The organism is Clostridium sp. AM58-1XD, assembly GCF_003464085.1.
In the GTDB taxonomy this organism is placed as follows: Bacteria; Bacillota; Clostridia; order Lachnospirales; family Lachnospiraceae; genus Lachnoclostridium_A.
Genome location: NZ_QSDR01000021.1, coordinates 42,860 through 55,006 on the forward strand (window position 1 = coordinate 42,860; position 12,147 = coordinate 55,006).

The window sequence follows — 12,147 nt, forward strand, 5'->3', positions numbered from 1 at the left end:
AAACGGGTGAAAAAATGAGTCGTGACATCAATCAGATGAAAAGTGATATTATAAGCGGGAAGACCATGCTTGGAATCGAATTCGGTTCCACAAGAATCAAGGCAGTTTTAATGGATGATGAAAATGAAATTGCTGCCCAGGGAACCCACGACTGGGAGAACAGGTATGAAAACGGGGTATGGACCTATCACGTTGACGATGTGATAGAGGGACTACGGGACACATATGCCAGCCTTGCTGCTGATGTGAAGGAAAAGTATGGAGTAGAACTGGAACAGATCGGTGCAATCGGCATAAGTGCAATGATGCACGGATATATGGCGCTGAATCAGGAGGGAGATCTGCTTGTCCCGTTCCGTACATGGCGCAATACGATTACTCAGGAAGCTTCGGAAAAATTGACGGAACTGTTCCAGTACAACATTCCTCAGCGCTGGAGTATCGCCCATTTGTACCAGGCTGTGCTTAAGGGTGAATCGCATCTGCCGGAAATCAGTTATCTGACAACTCTTTCCGGATATGTGCACTGGCTTCTGACAGGAGAAAAAGTGCTGGGCGTGGGCGATGCTTCCGGTATGTTCCCAATTGATATCAACACGAAGGATTACGATGAGGGAATGGTTGAGAAATTCGATCAGCTGACAGCTCCTAACGGGTATCCGTGGAAGCTTAGGGGCATTCTCCCGAAGGTGCTTCTGGCCGGCGACGAGGCAGGCTGCCTGACAGAGGAGGGCGCTAAGCTTCTGGATGTATCAGGAAGCTGAAGGCCGGAATACCGCTCTGCCCTCCGGAAGGAGATGCAGGTACGGGCATGGCAGCTACCAACAGCGTGGCAAGGCGTACAGGAAACGTATCTGCCGGAACATCTGTATTTGCCATGGTGGTCCTGGAAAAAGAACTCTCCAGGGTGTATCCGGAGATCGATCTTGTGACGACGCCTTCAGGCGATCTTGTAGGTATGGCTCACTGCAACAACTGTACCTCAGATCTGAATGCCTGGGTGGGCCTGTTTAAGGAGTACTCAGAGGCTATGGGTATGAAAGCGGATATGAACAAGATATTCGGCACCCTGTACAACAAGGCACTGGAAGGCGATGCCGACTGCGGCGGCCTGCTCTCATATGGATATCTATCCGGAGAGCCGATTACCGGATTTGAAGAGGGCCGCCCATTGTTTGTACGCACTCCTGACAGCAGATTTAACCTGGCTAACTTTATGAGAACGAATCTGTACAGTTCCCTGGCAACGCTGAAGATCGGTCTGGATATCCTGTTCAAGGAAGAAGGCGTAAAGATGGATAAGCTGATGGGCCACGGCGGACTGTTCAAGACGAAAGGCGTGGGACAGAAAATCATGGCGGCAGCAGCCGGAGTGCCAGTTTCTGTAATGGAGACAGCAGGTGAAGGCGGAGCGTGGGGAATTGCCCTGCTGGCTGCTTATATGGTAAAAAAAGAAGCGGGAGAAAGCCTGGGCGATTTCCTGGAAAAACGGGTTTTTGCAGCAGCCGATGCCGTTGTAATGGAGCCGGATGAGGCTGATATGAAAGGCTACGATGCATTTATTGATGTTTACAAGGCTGGTTTTGCAGTGGAGAGGGCAGCCGTTGATTCGCTGAAGCTGTAGCAGGAGGAAAAGAGATGTTAGAGCAGTTAAAAAAAGAGGTCTATGAAGCGAATATGCTTCTCCCAAAATATAAGATGGTAACTTTTACATGGGGAAACGTAAGCGGCATAGACAGGGAAAAGGGACTGTTCGTAATTAAACCAAGCGGTGTGGATTACGACATCCTGAAGCCGGAAGATATGGTCGTAGTGGATCTGAAAGGGAATATAGTAGAAGGAACTTACCGTCCGTCATCCGATACGAATACTCACGTTGTCCTTTATAATGCATTTCCGAATATCGGCGGAATCGTCCATACTCATTCGCCGTGGGCTGCCAGCTGGGCGCAGGCAGGCCGTTCAATTCCGTGCTATGGTACGACTCATGCGGATTATTTTTACGGAGAAGTTCCATGCGTCAGGACTCTGACCAGGGAAGAAATCGACGAAGGATATGAAAAAAACACGGGAGTCGTGATTGCGGATTATTTTAAGGATCATGACTATGAAGCAGTGCCCTGCGTTTTGTGCAAGAACCATGGCCCCTTTGCCTGGGGAAAAGATGCCCATGAAGCAGTGCATAATGCTGTAGTTCTGGAAGAAGTGGCTAAGATGGCAGCGCGTACGGAAATGATTCAGCCCAAGGTGCAGCCGGCTCCTCAGGACCTCAGGATAAACACTATTTCAGAAAGCACGGAGCTGGAGCATACTACGGACAGAAATAGAAATAAAGAAGAGTTGTAAAAGTCGAATCATTCGCATATCCGCATAACAGATTCCGTTCCGATGCGGTGGCAAGTCACTGCATCTGTTATCGGCGGATATGCTCTGTTCTAATCCTTTTGGTAACGCCTTTTGGATTGCGGATTGATCGCGAAGAGCAAGATGCTTTCTGAGGTTCTTTGACTGAGAGGGGAAACGAAAATAAAATTGTGACGTGCCAAAAAAGCGCGGAACTAAGGGATTTTAATTCCTTCAAAAAACGGCATAGTCGTGATTATCGGCTACGCCGTTTTTAGGTTTTATAAAAGTTCAGCCGCACCGCTCCAGTCTAATTGACAAATAAAATACCAGGCATTATGATAAATGACAGACACGTGAACGAGAAGACGGCACAGAGGGGTTGAGAAAATGATAAAGGTATTTTTGGTTGAAGATGAGGCGATTATCAGACGGGGGATTAAGAATAATGTGGAATGGGAGAAAAACGGTTTTGAATTCGTCGGAGAGGCTGGCGACGGTGAGTACGCCTATCCTCAGATTCTCAAAACAGAACCGGATATTCTGATTACTGACATTAAAATGCCTTTTATGGATGGTCTGGAACTGAGCAGGCTGGTAAAGAAAGCGCTGCCGGACACTAAGATTATTATTCTCAGCGGTTATAACGAATTCGACTATGCCAAAGAGGCGATTAAAATTGGGATCAGCGATTATCTTTTAAAGCCGATCACTTCCGCTAATCTGACGGAAGCACTGAAGAAAGCCGGAGAAGCCATCAAAGAGGAACGGGAAAAAACGAGACTCCTGGAACGGTATTTTGCAAGCTATGAGAAATATAATGAATTTCTGGATAAAACAGACTATAGCGGTGTGAACAGAAAGCTGATTGAAGATTTTCTGAAGCTGGGATCCATTGACGAGGAAGAAGACTTTGTAGAGGAGTATTTTGCGGCCGTAGGAGAGAATAACTATAAGTCGCTGCTTCTGAGGCAGTATATGACTATGGATATCTTTTTCTGCATACAGGAATTTCTAAAGACCATAAACGCCAAAACAGAAGGCCTGCCGGCAGAATTCAGCGATATTAAGTTTATCCCCAAGGCGGTGAGCGCAGTGGAGACAACTAAAGAGTATCTGAAGAATATGTTTCGCTACGCTCTTTCGGAAAGGGACAAGGTTTCCAATGACAGATACGGTTCTCTGATCGATGAAGCGAGGAAATACATAGCCGGTCATTTCAGCAGCAACGAGTTTTCCCTCAATATGATAGCTGCTCATATCGGCGTAAGCCCCAGTTATTTTTCATCCATCTTCAAGCAGGAAACGGGACAGTCCTCGTGGAGTATCTTACCAAGGTGAGAATTGACAAGGCGTGTGAGCTGCTGAAATGTACGACGCTGCGCACGTCGGAAATCGGCGAGCGGGTAGGATATAATGATCCTCATTATTTCAGCGCTACATTTAAGAAAATAACAGGTATGTCGCCGAAAGAATATAAGAACGGACTATAAAACGAAATATATAAACGGAATATATTTACGGAATATATAAACTCATAGCTGTCGGGAACAGTTATAAGGAATAGAAGAGGCGGATAAAAGGATGAAGGAAATAAAACCTCGTATCGTTAAAATTTCTTTAAAGAGCAGGCTGAAACTTCTGCTTTTCCTCATTGCCATACCACTGACCTGCATGGTCCTTGGAATTCTTGTGATGATTAATAATTATTCCAATTCGTATAACAGGATGATGGCGAATCTGAAGATAGCCAATGCGTACAATATGACTTTTAAACAGGATATGGAATATTCCATGTACCGGGTTATGATCGGCCTGATCGATACGGACAAATTTAAGGACGGCGATATCGTAGAAGGAATGACGCAGTACGCCACTGTAGTGAAAAATCCATTTAATATGATCGATAAGGCGCGGCGGGATTTGGGAGAAAAAATCGAACGTATACCAGGAAGCGATGAGGACATTAAAATCAAGGGGATTCTTTCCTGTATGGATTCACTGGAGAAAGCCGTCGATCGCATGATCGACAATTCCAAGCGTGCCGGCACATACGATGAGAACAATTCCATATGGGAAAACGATATCCAGGGGCTCTGTTCCCTGATTCAGGAATACATTAACCAGTATATCTATTACGAGACGATCAATATGGAACGCCTGCAGCAGGAGCTGGAGACCCATACGCGCCAGATTGTGTATGGATTTATGGTGCTGCTTGTCGCAGTACTGCTTGTCGGCATATTCCTTTCAGCCATGATTACAAAGACAGTTACAAAGCCCATTAACAATCTGAAGATGACGGCGGAACGTCTCGGGCAGGGGGATCTGCAAGCCAGGGCTGAACTGGGGGGGCTGGAAGAAATTAACGTCCTTGCGAGAACATTTAACAGAATGAGTTCCGAGATTGCCGCACTGATGGAAAAGACAAAAACAGAGCAGCAAAACCTCCGTGTGGCTGAATTTAAACTGCTTCAGGCACAGATTAATCCTCATTCCTCTATAATACGCTGGATTCGATCGTATGGATGGCGGAAGACGGGGACAATGAAAAGGTGGTGGAGATGACTTCGGATCTGAGTGGATTCTTCCGTACGGTTCTGTCCGGAGGAAGAGACTTTATTACGATCGCGGAGGAAGAAACCCATATTAGGAGTTATCTGAAGATACAGAAAATCAGATATGAGGATATTCTGGAATATAACATGAACATCGAATCTGCGATTAAAGACCGTATGGTCCTGAAGATGATTCTGCAGCCCGTGGTGGAAAATGCCCTGTATCACGGAATCAAGAATAAGCGGGGAGGCGGAACGATCACCATAAGGGGATATGAAGATAAGAGCGGGATAGTGTTTGAAGTGGAAGACAATGGAAAGGGCATGGATGAGGAAACGCTGAAAAAACTGCGGGACAAGATCAGGGGAGGGACTGAAATTAATGAAAAAGGGGGATTCGGCCTTTCCAACGTGGTTCAGAGAATTCATATGTACTACGGGGACAGCTCCGATATTATCATAGAATCAGAACAGAATGTAGGCACCTGCGTTAAAATTTATCTTGGCCATATGATACAGGAGGAATCGTAAAAAAACATACTTTTATTATAAAAAAACACAATTTTTATCCATTTAATTATAAAAATGTACCATATACTGGAAGAAATTCAGTAAAAAAATACCCTTTTTTTAAAAAATGCTCTGTTTAAAAAAAACAGAGTTTTTTTTATAATATAGACATGAAGGATAGGAGATATCCAAATTAAAGGAGGAAAGTAAATATGAAGAAAAAAGTCGTATCAGTGGTTTTGACAATGGCAATGGCAGGTTCCCTTGCAGCTTGCGGCGGCGGAGCAAAAGAAGAAACAACCAAAGCAGCTGAAGCAGCAGCTACAGAAGCTAAGGCAGAGACAGAAGCAGCTAAAACTGAGGAAACAGAAGCGGCAAAAGCTGATGAAGGCGGAGAAAAAGAACTGATTACAGTTGGTTATGCACAGGTTGGTGCAGAATCTGACTGGAGAACAGCTAATACAGAGTCCTTTAAGTCTACATTTACAGAAGAGAACGGCTATAAGCTGATCTTTGACGACGCTCAGCAGAAACAGGAAAATCAGATTAAGGCAATCCGTTCCTTTATTCAGCAGGACGTTGATTATATCGTAGTAGCTCCTGTAGTAGAAACAGGATGGGAAACAGTTCTGGAGGAAGCAAAAGAAGCTGGTATTCCTGTAATCCTTTCCGACCGTCAGATGCAGGTTTCTGATGATTCTCTCTATGAAGCATGGGTTGGTGGAAACTTCGTAAAAGAAGGCGAGACATGCGGCAATTGGTTAGCTGATTATCTTGAGGCTCAGGGACGCGGCGATGAAGAAATCAATATCGTTACGATCCAGGGTACAATCGGTGCTTCCGCACAGGTTGGACGTACAGAAGGCGTTGGCAATATCGTAAAAGAGCATTCAAACTGGAAGATGCTTGACATGCAGAGTGGTGAGTTCACACAGGCAAAGGGCCAGGAAGTTATGGAATCTTTCCTGAAGAGCTATCCGGACATCGATGTAGTAATCTGTGAGAATGACAATGAAGCATTTGGTGCTGTAGACGCAATCAAAGCTGCAGGTAAGACATGCGGACCAGACGGCGACATCATCGTTGTTGGTTTTGACTCCGTTAAAGCGGCATTTGAATCTATGATCGCAGGCGATATGAACGCAACATTTGAGTGTAACCCACTTCACGGACCACGTGTAGCTGAAATTATCCAGAAGCTTGAAAAAGGCGAAGAAGTTGAGAAGATTCAGTACGTAGACGAAGCTTACTTCGATACAAGCATGGACCTTGAAAGCATTCTGAAAGAAAGAGCATATTAATTTAAGGCCCCTGAACGGTTGAACTAAAAACATAAGGTGTGGAGCCGGAGGCTTTGGCTTCCGCTCCGCACCATTTTTTTACTTTCCCGGAAAGAACTTGTTGCTGTAAAGTACGAAAATAATTGATTCCCTGGAAAGCAAAAAGCTCCGCTGTGGATGTACACTCCGCGCTAGGGAAGTATGACCGTTTTAACGGCCGAGCTTCGGCGTAAGAGTTCCGAAGGCGGAACTATTTATATCATAAGCTGGCAGTTTACGATATAAAACGACAGGCAAGAGGAGTATGGAAAATCTGGTTGTTTTTATTTTTAGAAGGAGGCAAAGCTTTTATGGAACAAGGAGCAGTTCTTGAAATGAGAGGAATTTACAAAACATTCCCTGGAGTAAAGGCTCTGCAGAATGTGGATTTTACCTTAAAGAAAGGTGAGATACATGCCCTGATGGGTGAGAATGGTGCCGGTAAGTCGACATTGATTAAAGTGCTTACTGGAGTCGAAGAATTCGAGACAGGAAAGATCACGATTGATGGAATCGACCGTCCCGTTATTAACCGAAGCCCTCAGGAAGCACAGCAGAGAGGAATCAGTACGGTATATCAGGAAGTAAACCTCTGTCCGAATCTTTCGGTAGCAGAGAATCTTTTTCTGGGAAGAGAACCGAGGAAAGGCGGTTTGATTGACTGGAAAACAATGAATAAGAGAGCAAGCGAGCTTTTAAAGAGCCTTGATATAAATGCAGACGTAACGAAGACCATTGACAATTATTCTCTGGCTATTCAGCAGATGATAGCGATTGCACGTGCAGTGGATATGTCGGCGAAGGTACTCATACTGGATGAACCGACATCATCGCTGGATGACAACGAGGTTGAAAAGCTGTTCGTCCTGATGAGAAAGCTTAAAAAAGAAGGCGTTGGAATCATTTTTGTTACCCATTTCCTGGAACAGGTTTACGCGGTCTGTGATGAAATCACTGTTTTGAGAAACGGACAGCTGGTAGGCCAGTACACGACAGCAGAGCTGCCCAGGCTCCAGCTGGTAGCTAAAATGATGGGTAAAGACTTTGATGACCTTGCTGCGATCAAACATAATTCGGACGGAGTCAAGAGCTATGATGAAAGCGATATCGTTATTAAGGCAGCGGGCCTTGGAAAGAAAGGATATATCAAGCCGTTCGATCTCGTTATACATAAGGGTGAAGTAATCGGACTTACAGGACTCCTTGGATCCGGCCGTTCTGAGACGGTGCGTGTAATCTACGGCGCAGAGAAGACGGATTCCGGAGAGCTTCGGGTGAAAGGCAAGAAGATGGCGGCAAAGCATCCGATTGATTCCATGAATGAAGGAATGGCATACCTGCCGGAAGACCGTAAGAACGAGGGAATTATAGCAGACCTGTCCGTAAGGGAAAACCTTATTATCGCCCTTCAGGCAAAACAGGGGATGTTTAAGCTGCTGAGTAAAAAGCAGCAGGAAGAATATACAGATAAGTATATCGACATGCTGCAGATTAAGACGGCCAGCCGCGAGACTCCGATCAAGTCGCTTTCGGGTGGAAACCAGCAGAAGGTAATTATCGGAAGATGGCTATTGACTAATCCTGATTTCCTGATTCTGGATGAGCCTACACGAGGAATTGACGTAGGTACCAAGACAGAGATTCAGAAGCTGGTGGTGCAGCTCGCAGAGCAGGGAATGGCAGTCGTATTTATTTCTTCCGAAATTGAAGAAATGCTTCGTACCTGTGACCGCATGGTTGTTATGCGCGACGGCGCTAAGGTAGGAGAGCTTACCGGAAGCGAAATGAGCCAGTCAACCATCATGACTACAATTGCAGGAGGGCAGTAAGTATGAAAGACTTCAGTTTGAAAAAGTTAACATCGCAGAGATTGTTTCTGCCAATCTTCTGCCTGATATTAGTACTCCTGGTAAACGTTGTAACGACACCTGGCTTTTTTGCTATTTCTGTCAGGGACGGAGTGCTTTACGGATACATTATTGATATCGTGAACAGAGCTTCCGAACTGGTGATTCTGGCCATCGGTATGACCTTGGTCGTATCTTCATCGGCAGGAACTGACATTTCCGTTGGCGCGATTATGGCAGTGAGCGCCGCCGTATGCTGCAACCTCCTTTCAGGCGGGGAAAGAGCTGCAACTGCTTATGCCAATCCTCTGATTCTTGGTTTCCTTGCAGCACTGGCCGTAGGCGTTGTAATCGGATGTTTCAACGGATTGCTGGTATCCAAGCTGAATATTCAGCCAATGGTCGCCACATTGATTATGTTTACCGCAGGCCGAGGCATTGCACAGCTGGTTACGGACGGACAGATCACATATGTGCGGGTGGAAAGCTACAAGATTCTTGGAAGCTTCCTTCCGGGCGTGCCGGTTCCCACTCCGTTTATCGTAGCGGCAGTAATGGTGGCCCTGACGGCGCTGCTTCTTAAGAAGACAGCTCTTGGAATGTATATCCAGTCTGTAGGTATCAATAAAAAGGCCTCCAGGCTCGTGGGTATCAAAGCGACACTGATTATTTTCCTTACATATGCGTTCTGCGGCCTGTGTTCTGGCCTGGCGGGAATGATTGCTTCCAGCCGTATCTATTCAGCAGACGCGAACAACATCGGGCTTAACATGGAACTGGATGCCATTCTTGCAGTTGCAATCGGAGGCAACTCTTTAGGCGGAGGTAAATTTTCTCTTGCAGGTTCTGTGATCGGCGCATATACGATCCAGGCTCTTACGACGACGCTCTATGCTATGCACGTATCTTCCGACCAGGTGCCGGTATACAAGGCAATCGTGGTTGTCATCATCGTAACACTTCAGTCTCCTGGATTTGCAAAGTGGCGTAAGGCACTTGCCCAGAAGAAAGAATTGAAGCTTGCAGCTGGAAAGGAGGCCGCATGATGAAAAAGGGAAAACAGCTTAACCAGACCAGCTTCCTTCTTATGATAACAATCGTATTATTCTTCGTGATGTATGCCCTCGGATGTATCCTGTTTAAAGAACAGGGATTTGCAAAAACACAGAACTTTTTGAATCTGTTTATCTCCAACGCTGGACTGATCGTAATTGGTATCGGTATGACGATCGTAATGATTACGGGAGGAATTGATATCAGCGTCGGATCTTTCGTAGCTATGGCATGTATGATGCTCGCATGGATGATGGAACGGGCACATGTAGGCGCTGTTCCGGCGGTAATTATCGTTCTGATTACCGGTATCATATTTGGACTTGTCCAGGGCTTTCTCGTCGCATATATGGATATTCAGCCGTTTATTGTCACGCTGGCAGGAATGTTCTTTGCGAGAGGTATGACGGCTATTATTTCCAAGGATATGATCAGCATCACCAATGAAACGTTTATGGCGTGGGCGAAGGTTAAAATTTACCTTCCATTCGGCGGGTATGTCAACCGGAAAGGCGTTATGATCTATCCTTACATTTATCCTACTGTTATTATTGCGCTTGTGCTTCTTGTACTGGCATTTATCATGCTCAAATATACGAAATTCGGCCGCAGCATTTATGCGATCGGCGGCAGCCAGCAGTCAGCCTCATGCTGGGCCTGAATGTGCGTCAGGTGAAATTAAAAGCCTACGTGCTCGACGGCTTCCTCTGCGGCGTCGGCGGAATCCTGTTCTGCCTGAATACTCTTGGAGGATTTGTTGAACAGGCAAAAGGTTTTGAGATGGACGCCATCGCCTCTTCCGTTATCGGCGGAACATTGCTGACAGGAGGTGTGGGTAACGTATTCGGCACGCTGTTCGGCGTTCTGATCAAGGCAACGATTGAAGCGTTTATTACCTTCCAGGGCACGCTTTCTTCCTGGTGGACACGTATTACAATTGCAGGACTTCTGTGCTTCTTCATCGTGCTTCAGTCTGTGCTCGCCATGATGAAAAAGAAAAAATAGGGATTGATGAGAGAGAGGAAATAATATGAATACAATAAATATTCCAAATATAAAGCTGGGAATTGTAGCAGTCAGCCGTGACTGCTTCCCGGAAAGCCTGTCGGTAAACAGAAGAAAGGCTCTAGTTGAAGCTTATGCAGCTAAATATGACGAGAATAATATCTATGAATGTCCGGTTTGTATCGTGGAGAGTGAAATCCACATGGTTCAGGCTCTGGAGGATGTTAAAAAAGCCGGCTGCAATGCTCTGGCCGTTTATCTTGGCAACTTCGGCCCGGAAATTTCAGAAACGCTTCTGGCAAAGCACTTTGACGGTCCGGTGATGTTTATTGCAGCTGCAGAGGAAAGCGGGGATAACCTGATTCAGGGCAGAGGCGATGCGTACTGCGGTATGCTGAACGCAAGCTATAACTTAAAGCTGCGCAATATCAAAGCGTATATTCCGGAATACCCGGTAGGAACTGCGGAAGAATGTGCCGACATGATCGAGGAATTCCTTCCGGTTGCAAGGGCGCTGGTGGGACTTTCCGACTTAAAGATTATCAGCTTCGGGCCGAGACCGTTAAATTTCCTGGCCTGCAACGCGCCGATCAAACAGCTTTACAACATGGGCGTTGAGATTGAGGAAAACTCAGAACTGGATTTATTCGAAGCGTTTAACAGACACGACGGCGATCCCAGGATTGCGACGTGGTAAAAGATATGGAAGCGGAACTTGGCAAAGGCAATATGAAGCCGGAGATCCTTCCGAAACTGGCTCAGTACGAGCTGACTCTTCTGGACTGGATTGAAGCTCACAGGGGCTACCGGAAATACGTTGCCATTGCAGGAAAATGCTGGCCTGCATTCCAGACACAGTTTGGCTTCGTTCCATGTTATGTGAACAGCCGCCTGGCCGGAAGAGGAATTCCGGTGTCATGCGAGGTGGATATTTACGGTGCTCTCAGTGAGTTTATCGGAACGTGCATAAGCCAGGATGCCGTTACTCTTCTGGATATTAACAACAGCGTTCCGGCAGACATGTATGAAGAAGAGATAAAAGGAAAATTTGACTATACACATAAGGATACGTTTATGGGATTCCACTGCGGAAATACATGTTCACGTAGCTTGCGGCATGTTCTATGAAATATCAGATGATTATGGCCAGAACGCTTCCGGAGGAAGTCACACAGGGAACACTGGAAGGCGATATCGCCCCAGGCGATATTACATTCTTCCGCATCCAGAGCACGGCAGACAACCATCTGAGAGCATATGTGGCTCAGGGAGAGGTGCTTCCTGTAGCGACACGTTCTTTTGGCTCGATTGGTATTTTCGCAATTCCGGAAATGGGAAGATTTTACCGCCATGTACTGATTGAGAAGAACTACCCTCATCATGGCGCAGTTGCCTTCGGCCATTACGGAAAGGCGCTGTACGAAGTGTTCAAGTATCTGGACGTTGAAGATATCGGGTTCAACCAGCCTCAGGGCATGATGTATCCGACGGAGAATCCGTTTGCATAAATGG

The 12,147-nt window shown here is 46.1% G+C and carries 7 protein-coding genes and 4 pseudogenes; all 11 read left to right on the forward strand.

Features of this window, described 5'->3' with window-relative positions:
* The first annotated feature begins 14 nt into the window (after positions 1–14).
* Positions 15–1,624: pseudogene (locus DXA13_RS13545) on the forward strand (FGGY-family carbohydrate kinase).
* 14 nt (positions 1,625–1,638) lie between these two features.
* Positions 1,639–2,327 (forward strand): annotated as a pseudogene (locus tag DXA13_RS13550) (L-ribulose-5-phosphate 4-epimerase).
* Between the two features lie 406 nt (positions 2,328–2,733).
* Positions 2,734–3,684, forward strand: a complete 951-nt coding sequence (locus DXA13_RS13555) for a response regulator (protein WP_347559864.1) — start codon at positions 2,734–2,736, stop codon at positions 3,682–3,684.
* Positions 3,681–3,836, forward strand: a complete 156-nt coding sequence (locus tag DXA13_RS23170; RefSeq protein WP_347559865.1) for a helix-turn-helix domain-containing protein — start codon at positions 3,681–3,683, stop codon at positions 3,834–3,836. Before DXA13_RS13555 ends, DXA13_RS23170 begins: the two co-directional genes overlap by 4 nt.
* 91 nt (positions 3,837–3,927) lie before the next feature.
* Positions 3,928–4,911 (forward strand): HAMP domain-containing protein, encoded by a 984-nt coding sequence (locus DXA13_RS13560; protein WP_243009137.1) that lies wholly within the window; start codon positions 3,928–3,930, stop codon positions 4,909–4,911.
* Positions 4,872–5,432, forward strand: coding sequence for an ATP-binding protein (locus DXA13_RS21910; protein ID WP_243009138.1), 561 nt, complete (start codon positions 4,872–4,874; stop codon positions 5,430–5,432). Before DXA13_RS13560 ends, DXA13_RS21910 begins: the two co-directional genes overlap by 40 nt.
* A gap of 191 nt (positions 5,433–5,623) precedes the next feature.
* Positions 5,624–6,712, forward strand: a complete 1,089-nt coding sequence (locus DXA13_RS13565; RefSeq protein ID WP_118245093.1) for an ABC transporter substrate-binding protein — start codon at positions 5,624–5,626, stop codon at positions 6,710–6,712.
* Between the two features lie 329 nt (positions 6,713–7,041).
* A complete protein-coding gene (locus DXA13_RS13570; RefSeq protein ID WP_118245096.1) occupies positions 7,042–8,559 on the forward strand; it encodes a sugar ABC transporter ATP-binding protein in 1,518 nt (505 codons plus the stop codon).
* Between the two features lie 2 nt (positions 8,560–8,561).
* Entirely contained in the window at positions 8,562–9,623 is a 1,062-nt protein-coding gene (locus tag DXA13_RS13575) for an ABC transporter permease (protein ID WP_118245098.1), read from the forward strand.
* Positions 9,623–10,635 (forward strand): annotated as a pseudogene (locus tag DXA13_RS13580) (sugar ABC transporter permease YjfF). Before DXA13_RS13575 ends, DXA13_RS13580 begins: the two are co-directional and overlap by 1 nt.
* Positions 10,636–10,660: 25 nt before the next feature.
* A pseudogene (locus DXA13_RS13585) lies at positions 10,661–12,143 on the forward strand (L-fucose/L-arabinose isomerase family protein).
* Positions 12,144–12,147: the final 4 nt, after the last annotated feature.

Coding starts and splice junctions, on each gene's coding strand:
- DXA13_RS13555 (WP_347559864.1), top strand. CDS start 2,734: ATGATAAAGGTATTTTTGGTTGAAGATGAGGCGATTATCAGACGGGGG.
- DXA13_RS13560 (WP_243009137.1), top strand. CDS start 3,928: ATGAAGGAAATAAAACCTCGTATCGTTAAAATTTCTTTAAAGAGCAGG.
- DXA13_RS21910 (WP_243009138.1), top strand. CDS start 4,872: ATGGCGGAAGACGGGGACAATGAAAAGGTGGTGGAGATGACTTCGGAT.
- DXA13_RS13565 (WP_118245093.1), top strand. CDS start 5,624: ATGAAGAAAAAAGTCGTATCAGTGGTTTTGACAATGGCAATGGCAGGT.
- DXA13_RS13570 (WP_118245096.1), top strand. CDS start 7,042: ATGGAACAAGGAGCAGTTCTTGAAATGAGAGGAATTTACAAAACATTC.
- DXA13_RS13575 (WP_118245098.1), top strand. CDS start 8,562: ATGAAAGACTTCAGTTTGAAAAAGTTAACATCGCAGAGATTGTTTCTG.